The sequence below is a fragment of the Geodermatophilus sp. SYSU D01186 genome (assembly GCF_054050215.1).
This window is the reverse complement of the sequence record NZ_JBJGYW010000053.1, coordinates 1-20,321: the sequence shown is the minus strand read 5'-3', so window position 1 is coordinate 20,321 and position 20,321 is coordinate 1. Positions and strand designations below refer to the sequence as shown.

20 protein-coding genes are annotated in these 20,321 nt (G+C 71.4%); 7 read left to right on the top strand and 13 right to left on the bottom strand.

The genetic code is table 11. From position 1 onward, the window contains the following. Window positions 1–77 precede the first annotated feature (77 nt). From ACI784_RS24000 to ACI784_RS23990, 3 genes are all read right to left on the bottom strand, one after another. The gene (locus ACI784_RS24000) at window positions 78–236 is read right to left on the bottom strand and encodes a hypothetical protein (protein WP_457015195.1); all 159 of its coding nucleotides are present in this window, start codon (window positions 234–236) and stop codon (window positions 78–80) included. A gap of 8 nt (window positions 237–244) precedes the next feature. Beyond that, entirely contained in the window at window positions 245–1,483 is a 1,239-nt protein-coding gene (locus ACI784_RS23995) for an LLM class flavin-dependent oxidoreductase (RefSeq protein WP_457015194.1), read from the bottom strand. Window positions 1,484–1,636: 153 nt separating this feature from the next. Next, complete coding sequence (locus ACI784_RS23990; protein ID WP_457015193.1) at window positions 1,637–2,365, bottom strand: GntR family transcriptional regulator; 729 nt, start codon at window positions 2,363–2,365, stop codon at window positions 1,637–1,639. Window positions 2,366–2,454: 89 nt separating this feature from the next. Here ACI784_RS23990 and ACI784_RS23985 point away from each other — a divergent pair, with 89 nt between their 5' ends. The 3 genes from ACI784_RS23985 to ACI784_RS23975 all read left to right on the top strand — a co-directional run bounded on the left by ACI784_RS23985 (window position 2,455) and on the right by ACI784_RS23975 (window position 5,877). Continuing rightward, window positions 2,455–3,663 (top strand): CaiB/BaiF CoA transferase family protein, encoded by a 1,209-nt coding sequence (locus ACI784_RS23985; RefSeq protein WP_456923890.1) that lies wholly within the window; start codon window positions 2,455–2,457, stop codon window positions 3,661–3,663. Between the two features lie 37 nt (window positions 3,664–3,700). Continuing rightward, the gene (locus ACI784_RS23980; RefSeq protein ID WP_457015192.1) at window positions 3,701–4,861 is read left to right on the top strand and encodes an acyl-CoA dehydrogenase family protein; all 1,161 of its coding nucleotides are present in this window, start codon (window positions 3,701–3,703) and stop codon (window positions 4,859–4,861) included. Window positions 4,862–4,932: 71 nt separating this feature from the next. Beyond that, window positions 4,933–5,877 carry a 3-carboxyethylcatechol 2,3-dioxygenase gene (locus tag ACI784_RS23975; protein ID WP_457015191.1) on the top strand — a complete coding sequence of 315 codons (945 nt, stop codon included), beginning with the start codon at window positions 4,933–4,935 and terminating at the stop codon, window positions 5,875–5,877. 41 nt (window positions 5,878–5,918) lie between these two features. Here the strand turns inward: ACI784_RS23975 and ACI784_RS23970 are convergent, their stop codons facing one another. Further along, entirely contained in the window at window positions 5,919–6,665 is a 747-nt protein-coding gene (locus tag ACI784_RS23970; RefSeq protein WP_457015190.1) for an SDR family oxidoreductase, read from the bottom strand. 56 nt (window positions 6,666–6,721) lie between these two features. Then, window positions 6,722–7,576, bottom strand: coding sequence for an alpha/beta fold hydrolase (locus ACI784_RS23965; RefSeq protein ID WP_457015189.1), 855 nt, complete (start codon window positions 7,574–7,576; stop codon window positions 6,722–6,724). Between the two features lie 333 nt (window positions 7,577–7,909). Between ACI784_RS23965 and ACI784_RS23960 the strand changes: the two genes are divergently transcribed. Continuing rightward, a complete protein-coding gene (locus ACI784_RS23960) occupies window positions 7,910–9,022 on the top strand; it encodes an LLM class flavin-dependent oxidoreductase (protein ID WP_456923895.1) in 1,113 nt (370 codons plus the stop codon). Window positions 9,023–9,075: 53 nt separating this feature from the next. On the opposite strand, the gene ACI784_RS23955 is transcribed toward ACI784_RS23960, so the two are convergent. The 7 genes from ACI784_RS23955 to hpaB all read right to left on the bottom strand — a co-directional run bounded on the left by ACI784_RS23955 (window position 9,076) and on the right by hpaB (window position 15,873). Further along, window positions 9,076–10,089, bottom strand: coding sequence for an AraC family transcriptional regulator (locus ACI784_RS23955; protein ID WP_457015188.1), 1,014 nt, complete (start codon window positions 10,087–10,089; stop codon window positions 9,076–9,078). Between the two features lie 97 nt (window positions 10,090–10,186). Continuing rightward, window positions 10,187–11,044, bottom strand: coding sequence for an alpha/beta fold hydrolase (locus ACI784_RS23950; protein ID WP_457015187.1), 858 nt, complete (start codon window positions 11,042–11,044; stop codon window positions 10,187–10,189). Then, on the bottom strand, window positions 11,041–11,658 hold the full coding sequence (locus tag ACI784_RS23945) for a cysteine hydrolase family protein (RefSeq protein ID WP_456923898.1): 618 nt from the start codon (window positions 11,656–11,658) through the stop codon (window positions 11,041–11,043). Before ACI784_RS23945 ends, ACI784_RS23950 begins: the two co-directional genes overlap by 4 nt. A gap of 53 nt (window positions 11,659–11,711) precedes the next feature. Further along, window positions 11,712–12,785, bottom strand: a complete 1,074-nt coding sequence (locus ACI784_RS23940; protein ID WP_456923899.1) for an LLM class flavin-dependent oxidoreductase — start codon at window positions 12,783–12,785, stop codon at window positions 11,712–11,714. Between the two features lie 70 nt (window positions 12,786–12,855). Next, complete coding sequence (locus ACI784_RS23935; RefSeq protein WP_457015186.1) at window positions 12,856–13,794, bottom strand: 3-carboxyethylcatechol 2,3-dioxygenase; 939 nt, start codon at window positions 13,792–13,794, stop codon at window positions 12,856–12,858. A 34-nt stretch (window positions 13,795–13,828) separates the two neighbouring features. After that, window positions 13,829–14,383: a flavin reductase family protein gene (locus tag ACI784_RS23930; RefSeq protein WP_457015185.1), complete on the bottom strand. Its 555-nt coding sequence runs from the start codon at window positions 14,381–14,383 to the stop codon at window positions 13,829–13,831. After that, complete coding sequence (gene hpaB / locus ACI784_RS23925) at window positions 14,380–15,873, bottom strand: 4-hydroxyphenylacetate 3-monooxygenase, oxygenase component (RefSeq protein ID WP_457015184.1); 1,494 nt, start codon at window positions 15,871–15,873, stop codon at window positions 14,380–14,382. Before hpaB ends, ACI784_RS23930 begins: the two co-directional genes overlap by 4 nt. A 160-nt stretch (window positions 15,874–16,033) precedes the next feature. Between hpaB and ACI784_RS23920 the strand changes: the two genes are divergently transcribed. From ACI784_RS23920 to ACI784_RS23910, 3 genes are all read left to right on the top strand, one after another. Further along, window positions 16,034–16,786 (top strand): GntR family transcriptional regulator, encoded by a 753-nt coding sequence (locus ACI784_RS23920; RefSeq protein ID WP_457015183.1) that lies wholly within the window; start codon window positions 16,034–16,036, stop codon window positions 16,784–16,786. Between the two features lie 216 nt (window positions 16,787–17,002). After that, window positions 17,003–18,331: a bifunctional 3,4-dihydroxy-2-butanone-4-phosphate synthase/GTP cyclohydrolase II gene (locus tag ACI784_RS23915; protein ID WP_457015182.1), complete on the top strand. Its 1,329-nt coding sequence runs from the start codon at window positions 17,003–17,005 to the stop codon at window positions 18,329–18,331. A 68-nt stretch (window positions 18,332–18,399) separates the two neighbouring features. Further along, the gene (locus ACI784_RS23910) at window positions 18,400–19,677 is read left to right on the top strand and encodes an LLM class flavin-dependent oxidoreductase (protein ID WP_457015181.1); all 1,278 of its coding nucleotides are present in this window, start codon (window positions 18,400–18,402) and stop codon (window positions 19,675–19,677) included. Between the two features lie 247 nt (window positions 19,678–19,924). Here the strand turns inward: ACI784_RS23910 and ACI784_RS23905 are convergent, their stop codons facing one another. Continuing rightward, a complete protein-coding gene (locus ACI784_RS23905) occupies window positions 19,925–20,191 on the bottom strand; it encodes a hypothetical protein (protein ID WP_457015180.1) in 267 nt (88 codons plus the stop codon). Between the last annotated feature and the right edge of the window lie 130 nt (window positions 20,192–20,321).

Genomic DNA, 20,321 nt, shown 5'->3' with positions numbered 1-20,321 from the left:
ACCTTCGGGGAGTAGGTGATGACACCCGGCCGGCCGGCGGGGAGCTGTCGGGCTTCCCCCACCCGGGAGGCGCTGGCCTAATTAACGCCCAGCCCCTCCCCCCGTGCGGTGAGCAGCAGCTCGGCCTCGATGCGATCGAGGGCGACCGAGTCGCGGGCCCGGCGCAGCACCCGGCGCATCGCGCTGGGCGTGGGCCGCAGCTCGGTGCCGGCGGGCCGGTCGCGGTGTGCGTCCACGGCGCCCATCAGATCCGGGCGAGGATCGACGACCCGATGTCGGCGATGTCCCGGCGGGCGGTGAACGGGTTGTAGAGGAACACGCTGAGCGCGTCGAGGCCACTCTCCATCATGAGTTGGGCGTTCTCGAGGAGGTCGTCCGGCGACCCGTACAGGGTCCAGAAGTCGAGGATGTCCTGGGACATGTAGGGCATGTGCCGCTCGTCGAAGCCCTTGGCGTAGGTGTCCCACTGGTCCAGGTGGCTGGCGGCGCCCATCTCCTCGGGGGCGCCCATGATCGTGTTCTGGACCATGGCGATCGACTTGTCGACGATGTCCGCGCCGATCTCCTCGCGGAACTTCTTGAGGTAGCCCATGTCGCTGATCGTCGAGCCCATCGGCGCCGTGGTGCCGAAGCCCTTGGTGAGGGCGTCCTCCCAGGTCTCGCCGTTGCGCAGTTGGTAGAAGAAGGTGAGCCCGATCAGCTTCACGCTGCCCGGCGGGCGCCCCGCCGCGGCGACCTCCCGCTCCAGCTCGCGTCGAACGATCTTGATGAAGTCCGGGTTGGGCCCGACGCAGTAGAGGATCGCGTCGGCGTACCGGGCGGCGTTGGCGACGCCCTTGGGGCCGCCGGCGGCGATGTAGACCGGGAAGTCGGGGTCGGTGCGGAAGAAGCCGGCGTCCGGGGCGCCCAGCAGCTGCGCCGCCTTGGTCTCGCCGCGCCATGTGTGGTCGGCCCGGCCCCCGCGCACCAGCGCGGAGATCACCTGCACCGCCTCGGCGAGCTCCTCCGGCTTGGCGCTCTTGCGGCCCATGGCGTGCAGCGCAGAGTTCGCCGTCCCGAGGCCGAGGAAGGCCCGCCCCTCGGAGACCAGGTTCAGCGTCGCCAGCGAATTGGCGACCGAGGGCGGGATCCGGGTGAGCGGGTCCATCACGTACGGGCCGAGCTTGATCGTTGAGGTCTCCCGCGCGGCCAGCGCCAGGAACTGGAAGGGGTCGCTGGAGTGCAGCGGCCCCTGCCCCGCGCCGTAGTGGGTGATCCCCACGTCCTCGGCGAGCTTGACCTGGTCGAGCCCTTCGATGTGCGCGAGATTGCCGACGATGAAGTCCACGTGCGCCTCTTCTCGGATCGGGTGCGGACAGGCAGGTCTCACCGCGCTGGAGCCCCGGGCGAGCTCGTCGAGCAGGCCGCCGTGCTCGGTCGGGGCCCGGACGCCGAGCCGGTCGAGGGACCGGTCCGGCCAGGACTCCGCTCCGGTTGCGGCCACTGGAATGCTGGCATGCTAGGGGCAGGGATGTGATGTGCGCAACGATCACCTGGATCCCCTCCGGCTCCCGCGTCCCGGGCCGGGATCAGGTGCGGCCGGGTCCGCCCCGGCGGCGGGCACGGCAACTCCCCCGCCGCTCGGCCCCGCCGCAGCTCACGCCGGGTCGTCCCCCCAGAAGCCCCGGCTCTCGAGGTGGGCGACGAGCAGCCGGCCGGCGTGGCTCACGTGGCTGCGCATGGCACGGCGGGCTTGCTCCGGGTCACGCCGGCGCAGCGCTTCGATGATCGCGCCGTGCTCGGCGACGGAGGCCCCCTGCCACCCTTGGATGTCGGCGTAGAAGCGGCGCGGGGCGTACCGGGCGAGGCTGCCCACGACCCACGTCAGCTTCGGCGAGGCCGCCCCGCGGTAGACCGCCCGGTGGAGCTGGAAGTTGAGTTCCTCCATCTCCTCCGTCGCTCCCCGCCGGGAGGCCTCCTCCAGCTGCTCCTGCAGCGCGGTGAGGCGGTCGACGACCTGCGGCGCGAGGCGCTCCGCGGCCCGCCCGGCCAGCTCCGCGGCGACGTCGGCCTGGACCTGGAAGAGGTCGGCCACGTCCTGCCGGCTCAGCGGGGCGACGACGAAACCACGGCGGGCCTCGAGGCTGACGAACCCCTCGCCACGCAGCGACAGCAGCGCCTCGCGCACCGGCGTGGCGCTGACTCCCAGCTCCTCGGCGATGCGTTCCAGCCGGAGGAACTCGCCCTGGCGCACCTGCCCGGACATGATCAGGTCGCGGATGTAGGACGCGACCTCGTCACCGAGCTGCACGCGCGTGCGCCTGCGGAAGTCCGACGCCGAGGGCAGACCGTTCCGCACCGACGGGCCGGGCGCACCTGGCTCCACGTCGCTCCTCCCAGCAGGCCCACCCGGGATCGCGCACCGGGACGCTGCTGTCCCACGGAGCCATCTTCTACATTGTATGGTGCGCCACCATGGCCGGACCGACCTCGTCCCTGCCCCTGGCTGGGCTGGTCGTCGTGACCATCGAGCAGGCCGTCGCCGCCCCGCTGGCCACCCGCCACCTGGCAGACCTGGGCGCGCGAGTGATCAAGATCGAGCGACCCGGGCGCGGCGACTTCGCCCGGGACTACGACACGACCGTCCACGGCCTCTCCAGCCACTTCGTGTGGCTGAACCGCTCGAAGGAATCGGTGGCACTGGACCTCAAGCGACCCGGGTGCCGGTCAGTCGTGGAGCGGCTGCTGGATCGTGCCGACGTGTTCGTGCAGAACCTCGCCCCCGGGGCGGCCGAGCGCCTGGGGCTCGGCTCGGAGACGGCCCGGGCCACTCGCCCGCGCCTGGTCACCTGCGACGTCTCGGGATATGGCGCGGAGGGTCCGCACGCCCACCGCAAGGCCTACGACCTGCTCGTGCAGGCGGAGGCGGGGCTCCTGTCGGTCACCGGGACGCCGGAACACCGCGCCAAGGCGGGGATCCCCGTGGCCGACATCGCGGCGGGGACATACGCCTTCAGCGGCATCCTGGCGGCGCTCTACGAGCGCGAACGGACCGGCACCGGCCGTGCCGTGCGGGTGTCCCTCTTCGACTCCCTGGCCGAGTGGATGGGCTTCCCCTTCTACCACGGGGCCTACGGCGGGCAGGCGCCGGTGCGCAACGGTGCCGCGCACGCCGCGATCGCCCCCTACGGCCCGGTCCGCACCGGCGACGGGAAGCAGGTCGTCCTCGCGGTCCAGAACGACCGTGAGTGGGCCCGGTTCTGCGACGTCGTGCTCGAGGACCCGGCGCTGGCCACCGATCCCCGGTTCGCGACGAACAGCCGGCGCGTGCAGCACCGGGCCGAGCTGCAGGAGCGGATCGAGCAGCGCACCGGCCGGCTGCCCGCGGAGACCGTGGAGGACCTCCTGGACCGCGCCTCCGTGGCTCACGCGCGCATCGCGGACGTGACCGCTCTCGGCGACCACCCGGCCCTCACTGCACGGCACCGCCTGCGAGAGGTCGCTTCCCCGGCCGGCCCGCTGCGGGCCCTCGAACCTCCCCTGACCGGCCCCCACCGGCCGGCTGCCATGGGGCCGGTGCCGGAGGTGGGCGAGCACAGCGTCGCCGTGCTGCTCTGGGCCGGCCTGGATGAGTCGGAGGTCGCGGCGGCCCTCGGCCCGGCAACTCCCCGGTCGGCGCCATGACCACCGCACTCCCCCTTCCCCCACGAGGAGACGCCGGATGCCCCAGCTGAGCGAGGAGGAACGGGCCATCGTCGCGACGGTCCGCCGCTTCGTGGACCGCGAGGTGGTGCCGGTCGCCACCGAGCTCGAGCACAGCGACACCTACCCCGAGGCTCTGATCGAGCAGATGAAGGACCTGGGCGTCTACGGGCTGGTCGCGCCCGAGCGCTTCGGTGGCCTCGGCGTCTCGACGCCGTGCTTCGCCGCGGTCACCGAGGAGCTCGCCCGCGGCTGGATGAGCCTGGCCGGGGCCATGGGCGGGCACAGCGTCGTCGTCAGCCTCCTCACCCGGTTCGGCACCGAGGAGCAGCAGCAGCGCTACCTCCCGGCCCTGGCGACCGGGCAGCTGCGCGCCACCATGGCGCTCACCGAGCCCGACGGCGGTTCGGACCTGCAGAACATGCGGACCGTCGCCCGTGCCGACGGCGCCGGCTACGTCGTGAACGGCACCAAGATGTGGATCACCAACGCCCGCCGGTCGGGGCTGGTCGCGCTGCTGTGCCGGACCGATCCGGACGCCCGGCCCGCTCACCGGGGCATGAGCATCCTCCTGGTGGAGCAGGGGGCGGGCATGACCGTCTCCCGCGACCTCGCCAAGCTCGGCTACAAGGGCATCGAGACCTGCGAGATCGCCTTCACCGACTGCCGTGTGCCGAGCACCCAGCTGCTCGGCGGGGTGGCCGGTGCCGGCTTCGCGCAGATGATGCGCGGGCTGGAGCTCGGCCGGATCCAGGTCGCCGCCCGGGCCAGCGGGGTCGCCCGCGCGGCCTTCGAGGCCTCTCTGGCCTACTCGCAGCAGCGGGTCGCCTTCGGGGTGCCGATCTGGCAGCACCAGTCGATCGGCAACTACCTGGCGGACATGGCGGTGAAGCTGGAGGCCGCCCGGATGCTCATCACGGCCGCGGCCGAGCGCCTGGACGCCGGCGCCCGGTGCGACCTGGAGGCGGGGATGGCCAAGCTCTACGCCTCCGAGGTCTGCCTGGAGCTCTGCCAGCAGGCGGTGCGCATCCACGCGAGCAACGGCTACGCCGCCGAGTACCCCGTCGAACGCTTCTACCGCGACGCCCCGCTGATGGTCGTCGGCGAGGGGACGAACGAGATCCAGCGTTCGATCATCGCCCGCCGGCTGGTCGAGCGGGGCGGACTGCCGTACGCATGACCCCGCCCCACCACATCTGACACCGCCGACAGCCGCTCCCGCGGGACGGCTGGGATGGGGAGCCCACTGCCATGTCCCTCGCTCTCTGCGCCCTGTCACACACCCCGGTGATGGGCGTCCACCAGCCCACCGCCGACGTCGTCGACCGGGTGCAGGCGGCGATCGACGACGCCCGGGAGTTCGTGGTCGCGTTCGACCCCGAGCTGGTCGTGGTCTTCGCCCCCGACCACTACAACGGCTTCCTCTACGACCTCATGCCGTCGTTCTGCATCGGGGCCGCCGCGACGGCGGTGGGCGACTACGGGACGTCGGGCGGTCCCCTGCCGGTGGACGGCTCGGCGGCACGGGCCTTCACCGCGACCGCGCTGGATCGCGGGGTCGACGTGGCGTTCTCCGAGCGCATGACCGTCGACCACGGCTGCGTGCAGCCGCTGGACCTGCTCTTCGGCGGCATCGACGCGGTGCCGGTCGTGCCGGTGTTCATCAACTGCGTCGCCGAACCGCTGGGCCCGGTGGGTCGCACCCGCCTGCTCGGCGAGGCGATCGGCTCCGCCGCCCTCGGGCTGGACCGCCGGGTACTGCTGCTGGCCTCCGGCGGTCTGTCCCACGACCCGCCGGTCCCGCGGCTGGCCGAGGCCCCGCCCGAGGTGGCCGAGCGGCTGATCGCCGGCCGCAACCCGACCCCCGAGCAGCGGGCCGCCCGTGAGGCGCGCGTGTTCGACGCTGCGCTGGCCTACGCGGCCGGGACGACGGACCTCATGCCGCTCAACCCCGAGTGGGACCGACAGTTCCTCGCGGTCATGGCCTCCGGGGACCTCGCGCAGATCGACTCGTGGAGCAACGAGTCGTTCGTCGACCAGGCCGGGCACTCCTCTCACGAGGTCCGCACCTGGCTCGCGGCCCACGCCGCCCTGTCCGCCCACGGCCCGTACGACGTCCGCTCCAGCTTCTACGAGGCCATCCCGGAGTGGCTGGCCGGCTTCGGCCTCACGACGGCACAGCCGCGGCAGAACTGAGCGGGGCCGGCCGCGGGCTCTCCCGGACCACCCGCCGAGATCTACTGCAGTCCACCGTGGAGCCCGCCGTCGACGGGGACGGCCGCCCCGGTGAGGTATCCGGCGGACTGCGAGCAGAGGAAGGCCACCACGGCGCCGAGGCCGGCCGGTTCGCCGACGGCGTTCGCCGGCACGTCCGCCGCGAGGTCTGCCAGCCGGTCCCCGGCCCAGGACTCGAGCCGTTCCGTGCGGTGGTAGCCCGGCTGGACCGTGTTCACGGTGACGCCGTCCGGGGCGACCTCCAGGGCGACCGTCTTCAGGAACGCGGTGAGACCCGACCGCCCGGTGTTGGACAGGATCAGGTCCGGGAACGGCTGGCGCACCCCCACCGACGTGATGGCCACGACCCGACCCCAGCCCCGCGACTGCATGCCCGGCACCGCTGCCTTGCACATCGCGACCGCGCTGAGCACGTGGTTCTGCAGCGCGGGCCCGTACGCCTCGAACGCCGTGGACCCGAAGGTCCCGGCCGGCGTCCCTGGCACGTTGACGACCAGGATGTCGACCTGACCGAGGGCCCGCTGCGCCTCGTCCACGAAACCCGTCGCGCCCTCGGGCGTGCTGACGTCGGCCTCGATCGGCACGACTTCGCCACCGATGGCGGCGGCAGCCTTCTCGACACGCTCCCTCTGCCGCCCGCAGATCGCGACCTGCACACCCTCGGCCGCGAGCGCCTGCGCCGCCGCGAAACCGAGCCCGCTGGTCGACGCGGCGACGGCCGCGCGCTTGCCGGCAATACCCAGGTCCATGATCCACCCGTCTGCAGAGGAAGCAGTTCGTGGCGCCGATCGGAACGCCGGACGACCTAGTCGAGCGTCGAGCGCAGGAACTCCAGGTGGAGGGCGTTGAACCGCTCGGGCTGCTCGTAGTGCGGCCAGTGGCCGGCTTCCTCGATCATCTCGAACCGGGCCCCGGGGATGGAGTTCGCCCAGAAGTGCCCTTCGGCGACCGTGCTCGTGGGGTCCTCGGCGGTCCACACGACCAGTGTCGGGGCCTGGATGCGGCCCAGCCGCTCCTCGGTCATGAGGTTCTGGGTGCGGACGTCCATGTCCTGCAGGACGAGGATGTTCCCGACGTTCTGCTTCATCTCCGGCTGCTGGTAGATCGCGTGCCGGATGGCGACCAGCTCATCGGTCACGCTGGTCTCGGGATGGGCCATGAGCCACTCGATCCTGCGGCGGGTGCCGATCGGGTCGCTGTTCTCCACCGCGGCGAGCGTCGACGTGCGGATCTGGTCCATCACCTCGGGCTTCGCCACGGTGCCGCCGGGAGCGAGCAGGGAGAGGGAACGCACGCGGTCGGGGTGCTCGGCCGCCGCCCAGGCGGCGACCCAGCCCCCCAGGGACTGTCCCGCCAGGTGCGCGCTCCCCACGCCGCAGGCGTCCAGGTAGCCCAGCAGGTGCTCCACGTAGGCCGGGATCGTGTACGGCCGGTCCGGCTTGCCGGTGTACCCGTGGCCGAGCATGTCGATGGCGTGCACGGTGAAGTGCTCGGCGTGTGCGGCGATGTTGCGGCTGAAGCCGTCGAGGTGCCCGCTGGTCCCATGCAGGAAGACCAACGGCGGGCCCGAGCCCGCCCGCAGGCTCCGCGTGGGGATGCCGTCGACATCGACGGAGCTGACGCTGAACTCCAGCCCCGTCAGATCGGTCCACACCGTCATCGGTGATCTCCAGCTCTCGTCGGAAGCGACGTCGAGCGCCCGGCGGCCACTCGGAGGGCAGGGCTCCGGCGTCGCGCTCGCCACCGCAGCCCCGGACGGTTCAGGCTGCTGCCCTGCGGACGCCAAGCTAAGCGGCGGCGCGGTAGGGGTCAAGTATTTTATACGAGACGTGCCGCAGGCTCGGGACCTGCGACTCCCGGCCCGAAGACATGCCGGAAACCGGCTGCGCAGGGCGGCCGGAACCGGCGTTTTCCGGCTCGGACCCGGCGGCGACCCGCGGCTACCGTGCGCCCGGCTCAACCCCCCCGACCGGCACTGTCGACAGGAGACACCGTGGTCAAGTCCTGGATGTTCGACATCTTCAACTACCCCTACGACAAGCGGGCGGAGAACTTCGACCCGGCTCTCTGCTCGGAGCTGTACGACTGGCACTTCGACACCTGGGTGGGGGCCGAGGACCAGGGCTTCGACGGTGTCTTCTTCAGCGAGCACCACTTCACCGCCTACACGGTGAGCCCGTCGCCGAACCTCCTCGTCGCGGCGGTGGCCGCGCGGACCACGAGCATCCGGCTGGGCGTGATGGCCAACATCATCCCGTTCCACGAGCCGCTGCGGCTCGCCGAGGAGGCGGCCATGCTCGACTACCTCACCCACGGCCGCCTGGAGGTGGGCCTGGGCCGCGGCGTGGACGAGCTGGAGTTCCACAAGGCCGGCGTCCCGATGGAGGAGACCCGCCCGCGCTTCGAGGAGGGCATGCAGCTCATCCACGAGGCATGGCGCAACCCGTCGTTCACCCACCACGGACGCTTCTGGGACTACGACGACGTCGCGGTCTGGCCGAAGCCGATCCAGCAGCCGAACCCGCCGGTGTGGATCACCGCACTCAGCCCGGCGACGACCGAGTGGGCCGGCACCCAGGGCTACAAGATGGCTCACACCTTCCTGCCGGTCCCGGACACCAAGGACATGTTCGACCGGTACCGCAAGGCGGCCCGCGAAGCCGGCAACTCGACGGCGCCCGACCGGGTCGCGGTGATGCGCAACATCTTCGTAGCCCCGACCGACGCCGAGGCCAATGATCTCGCCGAACCGGCCCTGGACCACCTGTTCGGCCTCTTCCGGACGCACGCCATCTTCGAGGACCTGGACAACGTCCCGAAGGGCTACGAGTACTACCAGTCCTTCTTCCGCCCGTTCGTCCAGGACAACGTGAGCTGGAAGGACCTCAACGACGCCGGGATCATCTGCGTCGGGTCGCCGGAGACGGTCCGGGACAAGCTCGTCGCCCAGGCCGAGGAGCTCGAGTGCGGCAACATCATCGTCTGGGGCACGTTCGGCAACCTCACCGAGCAGCAGACGAAGCGCTCGTACGAGCTGTACTCCCAGGGCGTCATCCCGGCACTCAAGGGGCTGCGGCTCCCCGGGGAGGAGCCGAACGCCGGCTGAGCCACCCGAGCCCCGGGGCCCGCACGTCTTCGTCACGGGTCCCGGGGCCCGGGTCATCCCCCCGAGCGCAACGTGTCCGACGGGGACCGGCCGTACTTGCGCCGGTAGGCCACGGCGAACCGGCCGAGGTGACCGAAGCCCCAGCGCAGCGCGACGGCGGTGACCGTGGTGCCGTCGCCCGCCTCCGCCAGTTCCCGGTGCACGCGTTCGAGCCGGACGTCGCGCAGGAACTCCATCGGCGACATCCCGACGTGGCTGTGGAACGCCGCCTGCAGGGTGCGGACGCTCACGCCTGCCGCGTCGGCGAGGTCGGTCGTCGTCAGCGGGTCGTCGGGGCGCTCGATCATGAGATCCATCGCGCGCCTGACGTGTCGTGGCCGGCTCGGCCCGGGGGGTGCGGTGAGCACGTCGCTGAGGTCATGCGGCTGGGCGGCCAGCAGCCCGCTCATGACGAAGTCCTCGACCTGGGCGACCATCAGCCGGCTGGACAGCCAACTGCCGGCCGCCGTGTCGAGCTCGGTCACGATGCTGCCCAGCAGGGACACGAAGCTGCGGACCGCCGGACTCTCGGCGAGGGCGAAGCGGAAGGCGATCGGCCCGCCACTGGGGCGGCCGACGGTGCGTTCGAAGTGGTTCTGCAGCGCCTGCTGGTCGATGCGGACGGCGATCTGGGCGCAGTCACCGCCCCAGCTCATCCGCCATTCCTGGCCCGGGGCGAAGACCACACCCTGGCCGCGGCGCGACTGGTCCACCTCGTCACGACCGCGCCACGACCGGACGGCACCCCGGTGCAGGAGGTTCAGGTGGTAGCACGGACCCATGGCCCCGAGCCCACCGATCTCGACCGGAGCGCCGTAGCGCGAGTAGGCGAAGGTGACCCGGTCGAGCACGACGGCGTGCAGCCGGGCGGCCACCGCCCCCGGGCCGGCGACGTCGACGTGGTGAGGCACGAAGACGTTGCCGATGCCATGGCGGGCCTCGTCGAGATCTGCGGACGCCAGGACGACGTGGCGGGACAGCGGTTCCGTCCCGGGCCCACGACCGCCGGTCAGCTCTTGCCTCGTCATCTCACCGCTCCGAACGGCTCCCCCGGTGCCGGGCCGCGGTGGACGACGACTCCTCTGGCGAGGGTGCTCACCGGCCACCGCGGCATCCGGGCCCCGGTCACCCCTCCTTCGTCAACCAGTCGATGACCAGTTGGTTGAACGTCGCCCGCTGCTCCCACTGCGGCCAGTGCCCTGCTCCGTCGATGAACTCGAAGCGACCACCGGGGATCTTCTCGGCCATGTCCATCCCCACACCGGCGGGCCCGGAGGGGTCGTCCGACGTCCAGATCACCATCGCCCCGTGGGGAACGGCAGCCAGCTCCTCATCGGTGACGAGATTGCGGCGACGGATCTCCGGGTCCTGCAGGCACAGCAGGTGCCGCATGGACTCGGCGAAACCGGGACGGGCGTAGATGGTCCGCCGGATGGCCACCAATTCGTCAGTGACGGTTGTCGGGTCGGCCATCAGCCATTCCAGCCGGGCCCGGATGTTCGCGTCACTGGGATCGTCCGCGGCCGCCTGGGAGAGGCTGCGGATCCGCTCCATGATCTCCGGCCGGGCCATCGTCCCGCCCGGGGTGTTCAGCACCAGACGCCCGGTCCGGTCCGGGTGAGCGGCAGCGAACTTCAACGCCACCCACCCGCCGAGGGACTCCCCGCTGAGGTGCGCCCGGGACACACCCAGGACGTCGAGCAGGCCGGCGAGGTGCTCGACGTAGTCGGGCAGCTCCAGGTCGCTCGTGGCGAGGGTGGTGTACCCGTGCCCCGGGTAGTCGTAGGCGATCACCCGGAAGTGCTCGGACAGCGGTCCGATGTTGTGGGCGTAGGCCTCCAGGTGGCCGCCGGTGCCGGGCATCAGCACCAGCGCTTCCCCAGAGCCGGCCTGCAGCACCCGGGTGCGCCACGGACCGACGTCGATGTGCTCGACGCTGTGCGGCACGTCGCCGAGGGCGACCCAGACGGGGGTGTCGCTCATGCGGTCGCGCCCTCCGTGGCGCCCAGCGCCTGGGTCACCTCGGCGGCCGTGGTGATCTCGGCGAGCAGCCCCATGGAGCCGACGGAGGCCTCGTGCGCCTCGAGGGTCCCGGCCGAACAACCGTCCTCGACCAGGATCGTGCGGTACCCGTGGTCACTGGCGCCACGAACGGTCGCCTCGACCGAGGCATTGGTCGCCACGCCCGAGACGATCACCGTGCTGACGCCCAACTCCTCGAGCAGGCCCTGCAGGGAGGAGTCGACGAACGGACCGACCCGCCGGTGCGTGACGACGTGGTCGCCATCGGTCGGCGCGACCTCATCGATGATCTCGGCCGAGGGGCTGCCCTCCTTCAGGCAGCCGAACTGCGAGACCATGCCCAGCAGCGGAGAGTTGGCGTGCAGGTCGGAGTAGTCGGGCTGCCACGCCACCCGGGTGTAGATCACCGGGACGCCGGCCGCACGTGCCGCGGCGATCAGATCGGCATTGACCGCCACGACGTTGCGAGCGACGACCTGTTCGTGGAAGAAGCCGGCGAAGGCACCGTCAGCGCCGACGATGTCGTTCTGCAGGTGCACGACCAGCAGCGCGGTGGTGCGGGGGTCGAGGTCCATGGGGGTTCCTCCTGGTGTCCGTGGATGGGCCGGATGGGTCGGGGACGGGCAGGTCAGGCGCGGGCGAGGATGCTCTTGCCGATGTCGTTGATGTCGCGCTCGGCCGTGTAGGGGTTGGACAGGAAGACCTGGACCAGATCGACCCCGGACTCGGTGATGAGCTGCGCCTTCTCCAGCAACTGGTCCGGGCTGCCGTAGAGGCACCAGTAGTCGACGAGCTCCTTGGTGATCAGCGGCAGGTGCTTGGGGTCCAGGCCGCGCAGGTACTGCTTCCAGACGTCGAGGTAGTGCGGCCGGTCGACGGCGTCCGGGTTGCCGAGGTAGGCCATGGCCGCCTCGTTGGTGGCGTTGACGATGTCGCCGCCGAGCTCGTCGACGTGCTGGTTCATGAACCCGATGTTGGTCAGGCAGGAGCTGATCGGACCCGAGCCGAAGCCCTTGGTGATGCCGTCTTCCCAGGTCTCACCGTTGCGCAGCTCGTAGAACCAGGTGACGGCGACGAGCTTCACCGAGCCGGCCGGGCGGCCGGCATCGGCGACCGCCTTGTCCAGCTCGCGGCGGACCAGGCCGATCATCTCGGGGTTCGGACCGAGGCAGTAGACGACGGCGTCGGCGTACTTGGCGGCCTCGTGCAACCCCTTGGGGCCGCCGGCCGCGACCCAGATCGGCACCCGGTCCTCGATGTTGTACCAGCCGGCGTCGGGGTCGAGGAACTCGATCTCGCGCTGTTCACCCAGCCAGTCGTGGACGACCCGCTCGCCGTTCAGCAGCCCGCGGGAGACCTCGAGGGAGTCGGTGAGCTCCTTGATCCGCGCGGTGCGGTGGCCCATCGAGCGCAGGGCGTTGTTGGCCGTGCCGATGCCCAGAAAGGTCCGCCCTGGCGCCAGGGCGTTGAGCGTGGCGATCGAGTTGGCGGTGACCGGGGCGATGCGGGTCAGCGGGTTGGTGACCATCGTGCCCAGTTGGATGGTGGATGTCTGCTGCGAGGCGATGGCGAGGAACTGGTACGGGTCGCTGAACAGCAGCGGGCCCTCACCGGCGCCGAAGTGCGTGACGCCGAGGTCCTCAGCCTGCTTCACCATGCCGATCTGATCGATCTTGGCGCACGTACCGACGACGAAGTCCACTGCTGCTCCTTTGCGGCTCCGGCTGGGCCGGATGTGGGTGTGTGGTGCTGTGATGGGGCTGCTGGTGCGGTCAGGCTGGTCGTGCGGTCGTGACGGCGAAGCCGGCGATCCACTCCGGGACGGGTTCGTAGAAGGACTGGGTGACGACGTACGAACCGGTCGCGGCGAGGGCGGCGTAGGCCGCGATCGACGTGCGCACCTCGTGGGACGAGTGGCCGGCCTGCTCGACGAACGACTCGTTGCTCCACGCGTCGAGTGCCTCCAGCCGCCCGGAGGCGAGGACGTCCAGCAGCGCCCGGTCCCACTCGGGGTTGAGTGGCTGCAACGGCAGGGTGCCCGCGGCGAACTGCCGGGCGGCCGCTGTCACCCGCTCCTCCCGTTCTGCTCGTTGTTCGCGCGTCGGGTTACGCCCGCTGATCAGCCGCTCGGCCACCTCGGGGGCGGCGCCGGCGAGCGCCGGCACCGGGGGGTCGTGGGACAGCCCGCCGGAACCGAGGAACAGCACCCGCCGGTCGAGCCCGGCCGCGGCCCGACCGAGTGCGTCCCCGAGGAGCCGGGCACGGCTGACGGGACCGAGCGGTTCGGCGACGCTGTTGATGAAGACCGGGACGGTCGGTACTGCCGCGATCCCACCGAAGAGCAGTGTCAGTGGCTGGGTGAAGCCGTGGTCGACGTGCATCCGCTCGGAGACGGCCACGTCGACGCCTGCCGCGAGCACCGCCGAGGCGAGGGTGTGCGCCAGGTCGCGGTCCACCTGCAGCGGGCCCTCTTCGTAGCCGTAGTCCCCCACGGACGAGGCCTCCGTGCCGATGCAGAACGGCGGCATCATGTCGTAGAAGAAGCCGTTGTAGTGGTCCGGCGCGAGTACGACCACGACGTCCGGAGCGAAGTCGCCGATGAAGGCCCGGGCCTCGGCGAACGCGGCCTCCACCCGATCCCGGACACCGGGAGCCGGCTCGTTGCGGGTCATCAGGGGCGTGTGGGAGACGGTGCACACCGCCAGGGACATCGAGTCCACCTTCCGCGCGTCGGGGGTCAGGTCATCACCAGGGGGCCGAGAGCAGCCATTCGTGCGGAGCGGTGGCCGTGACCCGCTCCCAGTCCTGGTCGGGGACGTCGAGGAAGGCGCCCTGGCTGTACAGCAGCGGTTCCCCCGGGGCGAGGTCGACCTGGCGCACCCTGCCGACGACGATCGCGTGGTCCCCGCCGTCCAGGACGCCGTGCAGGTCGCACTGGATCTGCGCCAGCGCACCCTCGATGCGCGGGATCCCGTGCCGCCCCGGACGCACGGCCAGGCCCGCGAAGCGGTCCTGGCCGGCACGCGCGAAGGCGTGGGCGATCTCCCGCTGGTCGTGGGCCAGCACGTTCACGGTGTAGCCGGGCCCCGAGGTCAGCGGACCGTGCACCCGGCGCTCCCGGCCGATGCACACGAGCACCAGCGGCGGGTCCAGGGACAGCGAGGAGAAGGCGCTGACGGTGCACCCGACGGGCACGCCGTCCCCCGTCACCGCGGTGATCACGGTGACGCCGGTGGCGAACTGCCCCATCGCCCGGCGCATCAGTCCGGGGTCGACGTCGGCGTCCACCGTCGTGGTCACGCCTCGACCCCGCGGGACCGGACGGCAGCCACGGCGTCCCCCGGGTCGCCGGCCAGGTCGAGTGCCCGGTCGACCAGGCGTTGGCAGTCGGACTTGTCGTACGTCAGGTAGTTCATGGCGTAGAGGCGGACCGGGTCACCGGCGTAGTACCGCTCGTACTGCAGGGCCCGCTGCCCGAAGCCGTCCCCGCAGAGGTCCCAGGCGAGCTTGTAGAGCCGGACCCGGTCGACCGCCGGCAACCCTTCCGCCCCGACGAAGTACTTCTCGATGTCGGGGGCGATCTCGCTGCCGAAGTCCTCGGCCGAGGGCATCATCAGCAGCCCGCCGGCTCCCAGCGTCTGCAGCGTCTCCACCACCTTGGGGTAGGCGGAGGACAGGTGCATGCGCAGGGTCTGCAGCGCCTGGAAGCGCGGCCGCACCGATCCGCTGGTGCCGACCTCGAACTCGGTCTCGGCGGCCACGATGAGCGCCCGACAGGTCTCCACCGCGGCGATCGCCTCGCCGAGGGCCTTCTGCACGTGCAGGAAACCGTCGGTCTTGACCGACTGGCACAGCGCCATGGCCACGCCGGTCACGAACTGCATCTTCACCAGCCCGCGGACGCCGGTCTGGTGGCCGGTGTGCTGGCGCAGGTTCGTGCGGCTGTACATCGCGTTGGCCAGCGCGACGTCGCCGTGCAGGAACACCCGGTCCCAGGGGACGAGCACGTCGTCGAAGACGACGAGGCAGTCGGCCTCCTCGAAGTGCGAGGACAGCGGGTGGTCGAAGCTGTTGCGGCTGCCGTCGTCGTAGGGCTCGCGGGCGATCAGCCGCAGACCGGGCGCGTCGATCGGCACCGCGAAGACCGCGGCATGCTTCTCGTCGCCCGGGCGCAGCCCCGGCAGGCTGTAGATGATCATCTCATCGGCCATCGGAGCGAGGGTGGCCAGCATCCGGGCCCCGCGGACGACCAGCCCGTCGCCGGTCTCCTCGACCACGCCCATGTGGAGGAAGGGGTCCTGCTGCTCCCCCGCTGAGCGCGACCGGTCGGTCTGCGGGGTGATCAGGGCGTGGGTGAGGAAGAGGTCGTTGTCCCGGACGTGCTCGAAGTACGCCCGCACGTTGCTCGCGTACTGGGGGCCGAGCTCCTCGAAGACGGCCGGCTCCTCGGCGAACGCCATCAGCGTGGTGTTCAGGAAGTCCGGTGATCTGCCCATCAGACCGAGCGTTGCCTCCGCCCACACCCGGAAGGCCTCGCGTCGGGCGACGAGGTCCTCATGGGAGCGCGGCGGCACGAAGGCGATCCCGACCGGCCCGTCGGGCCCAGGCCTGGTCAGCACGGGGCCCAGCTCGGGGTCGTGCTGCATGTCGTAGAGGTGGGCGATCTGCTCGATGGGCGCGGCCAAAGCGGGATGGGTGGTGACGTCCTCCACCCGCGTGCCACCGATCCAGACCTCGCGGGGCGTCTTACGGAGCCGTTCGATGTACTGGGCGCCCGTACGGATCGGCATGAACCTGTCTCCCAACTGGCATGCTAGCGTTTCGGGAAAAGTAGCGGCGGTCACACCGCGGCGCAAGGCCCTCGTCGCCCCGGGTCGGCGGGCTCCTGGACGCCAGGCCGGACCGCCCGGCTCGACCACCGGGACTGTGATGACCGATTACCCTTTGGCCATGTCCGGCGACCCGATGCGGCCCAGGCTCGGCGCCCTGGACGACGTCTCCCCACTGCCGGCCGCAGACCGCTCCGCCCTGCGGATGGGCACGGTCGCCTACCGCGAGATCAAGGAGTCCCTGCTCGAGGGGCACTGGGCAGCCGGCGAGCGACTGTCGGTCGAGATGTTCAAGTCGGCACTCGGCGTCAGCAAGCAACCGATCATGGAGGCCCTCCGGCGACTGAGCGCCGACGGCCTGGTCGAGATCGTGCCCCAGGTGGGCTGCCGGGTGGCCACCTACAGCCCCCAGGACGTGGCGGACTTCTTCACCCTCTTCGGCGCCTTCGAGGGCGCGATCAGCGCCGTCGCGGCCCAGCGGCGGACGGCGGCCGACCTGGTCGCCCTCGACGAGGTGCACGCCCGGATCGGCAACCTCTGCGGCGAGCAGGACGCCGACGTCCGCTCACACGGCTACCGGGTCTTCAACCGCGAGTTCCACGGCAGCATCCACCGCATGGCCCGCTCGTTCATGGTCGAGGAGATGAGCCTGCGGATGTGGGATCTCAGCGACTTCCTGATCAACACCGCCGGCATCCCGCAGCCACTGAGCAGTGCGCTGGACGACCGGCATGCCGACCACGAGGAGATCCGCGCGGCGCTGATCGCCGGGGACGCCGAGCGCGCCCGCGCCGCCACCGAGCGACACATCGTCGGCACCCTGCAGGTCATCCATGCAGAGGCCGACACGGGAACGCGCGCCACGGGCAGCTGAGCCCGGTTCGACACTCCTGATCGCACCGCGGCCGCGCGACCACACTCCCGGCCGCCGAGCGCCGGCGCCCGCTGTCCACCGCCTCCCCGGACACCCGGTCGGCGATCCGGCATGCGGTCCTCCCGGGCCCCGGCTCCTCACATGCCGATGCGGCGAGTCTTGTGGCGTGGGTCTCACCCGGCTAGGTTTCGCACGCTAGCATTCCAGGGAGGATCCATGATCGGTCTGCCGGATCACCGCTGGGTCTCACCGCCCACCGGCGCGCCCGAAGTTCCCCTGCCCGGTTCGCGCCGTGGCGACCTGGCTGCTGCCGTCGCCGCGTTCCGGCGGGGCGAGCCGGTGCTGGTCGTGGACGACGAGGACCGGGAGAACGAGGGCGACCTCATCGCCGCAGCCGAGCTGATGACGCCGGAACTGATGGCGTTCATCGTCCGGCACACCGGCGGGGTCGTCTGCGTGTCGATGGAGTCCGACCGGCTGGAGGCGCTGCGGCTGCCACAGATGGTCGAGGACAGCGAGGACCCGAAGGGCACCGCCTTCACCGTCTCGGTCGACCTGCGCACCGGCATCTCGACGGGCATCTCGGCCGCCGACCGGGCCGCCACCGTGCGGGCCCTGGCAGACCCGGACTCGGTCGCCGGCGACTTCGTCCGGCCCGGTCACGTCTTCCCCCTACGGGCCCGCGCGGGCGGCGTGCTGGAGCGCGCCGGCCACACCGAGGCCGCCGTCGACCTCAGCCGGCTGGCCGGGCTGCGCACCGTGGCGGTCATCTCCGAGGTGGTCAACGACGACGGGTCGATGGCGCGTCGCGCCGACCTCCAGCGGTTCGCGGCGCGGCACGACCTGCACCTGATCTCCGTCGCCGACCTGGCCCGGCACCGGCGCGCCGCCGAGCCGGTCGTGCGACGCGCGGCCCTGGCATCGCTGCCGACCGCCCACGGCACCTTCACGGCGTACTGCTACACCGGGACCGTCGATCCGGTCGAGCACATGGCCCTGGTGATGGGCGACGTGCGCGACGGCCGCGACGTGCTCGTGCGGGTGCACTCGGAGTGCCTCACCGGCGATCTGTTCGGGTCGCAGCGGTGCGACTGCGGCGAGCAACTCGACACAGCGCTGTCCCGCATCGCGAGGGCCGGCCGCGGGGTGCTCATCTACCTCCGCGGCCACGAGGGCCGGGGCATCGGGCTGGCGAACAAGATGCGCGCCTACGAGTTGCAGGAGCAGGGGCTGGACACCCTTGACGCCAACCTGGCCCTGGGCCTGCCGGTCGACCTGCGCCGGTACGACGCCGCGGCCGCGGTGCTCGCCGACCTCGGGGTCCGCTCGGTGCGGCTCATGACCAACAACCCCGACAAGTGCCGCGACCTCCTCGAGCACGGGATCGTGGTGAGTAGCCGCGAGCCGATCGTCGTCGCGCCCGTTCCGGCGAACGTCCGGTACCTCCGGGCCAAGCGCGACCGGCTCGGCCACGAGCTGGGCACACTCGGCGACGAGGCCCGGCCTGCCGGGACGCTGACCGGCACCGCACCCCGCGGCACCTGACGTCCCTGCGACGACTCCGACCTGTCCGGCATCGGGCCGGCGACCACCACGAAGGGTTGACACCGACCATGAGGCTTGGAACCTTCCTGCTGCCCAGCGCCGCTGCCTCGCCGGCCGATTTCCGCAAGGGCTACGCCGGCGCGAACCCCAACTACTACCAGCGGGCGCTGTTCGAGAACAGCGAGATCATCAAGCAGATCGACGATCTCGGCTTCGACTTCGTGGCCTTCTCGGAGCATCACTTCCACCTCGAGGGCCTCGAGATGTCGAACAACCCGATCCTGCTGGGGGCCTGGGCGGCCGGCATCACCACGCGGCTGCGGATCGGGCAGATGGCCACCGTGCTGCCCTCGCGCAACCCGATCCTGGTGGCTGAGGACCTCGCGATGCTGGACCACTTCAGCGGCGGGCGGATGTTCGCCGGCTTCGCCCGGGGCTACCAGTCCCGGCACGTGATGACCGTCGGCCAGAAGAACAACGCATTCGCGACCTTCGCCACCGACCCCGATTACGCGGCCCACGACAAGGTCAACCGGGAGCTGTTCGAGGAGAGCTACGAGATCATCCGCGGGCTGTGGGAGAACCGGGAGTTCTCCTTCCAGGGCCAGCACTGGAGCGTGCCGCCGGAGGGCGTCTCCTGGCAGCACCCCGGCACACAGTCGATGGCGCCCTCGACGGTCGATCCGGACGGGACGCTGCGCAAGATCGGCATCGCGCCGAACACGCTGCAGGACCCGGCCAGCATCGAGTTGATGGTGCCGTTCACGCTCAGCCCGAACACCATCCGATGGGCCGCGCAGCAGGCTGCCTGGCCGATCATCTTCAGCCCGATCAAGGAGATCGTCGATTCCTGCCTGGACGCCTACCACGAGGAGGCGCTGAAGCGGGACCCCTCGATCAAGCGAGGCGAGAACGTCGGCCACTTCCGCGAGATCGTCGTCGCCGAGACCGACGAGGAGGCCTTCGCGGTCGGCTCGGACGCGCTCGGGTTCATCTGGCCCGAGTGGCACGACTTCTTCGGCTTCAACGAGGCGCTGCGCTACCCCGGCGAGGAGGGCCCGATCCCGAACAACTACCGGGCCATGGTCGACCGTGGGTACTCGTTGACCGGGTCGGTCGACACCGTCGCCCGCAAGCTGGAGAAGGTGATCGAGGACTTCGACACCGACCTGCTCGTGCTGTGGCAGGGCATCGGCCCAGCGCCGATCGACAAGATGCTGAAGAGCAACGAACTCCTGGTCGACAAGGTCCTGCCCAAGCTGGGCGTCAGCCTGGAGCAGTTCAAGCCGACCCTCCGGCCGGAGTTCGAGTCGCCCCTGTGGACCGAGACACCGCCCGTCCGCTGATCGGCAGCCCCGGTCGGCCGAGGTCCGCGTAGACCTCGGCCGGCCCGGCGTGGTCCCCGTGCCCGACGGAGACGCCGGGCAGCAGATCCGAGCTGACAGCACCCGGGTCCACTCGCAGCTGTGGCACCGGCTCGCGTCCCATGGCGGCGCTGTCTGCCACCGCCCCCATCACCTCACCGCCTCGAATCGCCATCTCCGACATCCGGTCCAGACCGCTTGCTGACCTGCACCTGCCGCCGATCGCGACCTAGCCGGGCAGCCGTTCCAGCAGCCGGTCGAGGAACGCGACCTGGGCCGCGACCAGCTTGGCGCGGGCCTCCTCGACCGGCAGCCACGCCGCGCGATCGATCTCGGGGAACTCCTGGACGCGCCCGGACCGCGGCGGCCACTCCAGCTCGAAGGTGTTGCTGCGGCAGGCGGCGGCGTCCAGGTCCCCCTCGGCCGCCCACACGGTCAGCCGCTTGCCGCCGGACTGGCGCACCTCGCCGAGGGGCACCAGCGCTTCGGCCGGCACCGGCGAGCCGAGCTCCTCCTCGAACTCCCGGCGGGGGGGGGGGGGGGGGGGGGGGGGGGGGGGGGGGGGGGGGGGGGGGGGGGGGGGGGGGCGGGGGGGGGGGGGGGGGGGGGGGGGGGGGGGGGGGGGC

Bases quoted from the DNA above. Each gene is read 5' to 3' on its own strand.
- ACI784_RS23945 (WP_456923898.1), bottom strand. From the start codon at position 11,658: ATGGACCTCGACCCCCGCACCACCGCGCTGCTGGTCGTGCACCTGCAG.
- hpaB (WP_457015184.1), bottom strand. From the start codon at position 15,873: ATGCCGATCCGTACGGGCGCCCAGTACATCGAACGGCTCCGTAAGACG.
- ACI784_RS23950 (WP_457015187.1), bottom strand. From the start codon at position 11,044: ATGAGCGACACCCCCGTCTGGGTCGCCCTCGGCGACGTGCCGCACAGC.
- ACI784_RS23985 (WP_456923890.1), top strand. From the start codon at position 2,455: ATGGCCGGACCGACCTCGTCCCTGCCCCTGGCTGGGCTGGTCGTCGTG.
- ACI784_RS23935 (WP_457015186.1), bottom strand. From the start codon at position 13,794: ATGTCCCTGGCGGTGTGCACCGTCTCCCACACGCCCCTGATGACCCGC.
- ACI784_RS23970 (WP_457015190.1), bottom strand. From the start codon at position 6,665: ATGGACCTGGGTATTGCCGGCAAGCGCGCGGCCGTCGCCGCGTCGACC.
- ACI784_RS23975 (WP_457015191.1), top strand. From the start codon at position 4,933: ATGTCCCTCGCTCTCTGCGCCCTGTCACACACCCCGGTGATGGGCGTC.
- ACI784_RS23915 (WP_457015182.1), top strand. From the start codon at position 17,003: ATGATCGGTCTGCCGGATCACCGCTGGGTCTCACCGCCCACCGGCGCG.
- ACI784_RS23955 (WP_457015188.1), bottom strand. From the start codon at position 10,089: ATGACGAGGCAAGAGCTGACCGGCGGTCGTGGGCCCGGGACGGAACCG.
- ACI784_RS23910 (WP_457015181.1), top strand. From the start codon at position 18,400: ATGAGGCTTGGAACCTTCCTGCTGCCCAGCGCCGCTGCCTCGCCGGCC.
- ACI784_RS23980 (WP_457015192.1), top strand. From the start codon at position 3,701: ATGCCCCAGCTGAGCGAGGAGGAACGGGCCATCGTCGCGACGGTCCGC.
- ACI784_RS23920 (WP_457015183.1), top strand. From the start codon at position 16,034: ATGTCCGGCGACCCGATGCGGCCCAGGCTCGGCGCCCTGGACGACGTC.
- ACI784_RS23965 (WP_457015189.1), bottom strand. From the start codon at position 7,576: ATGACGGTGTGGACCGATCTGACGGGGCTGGAGTTCAGCGTCAGCTCC.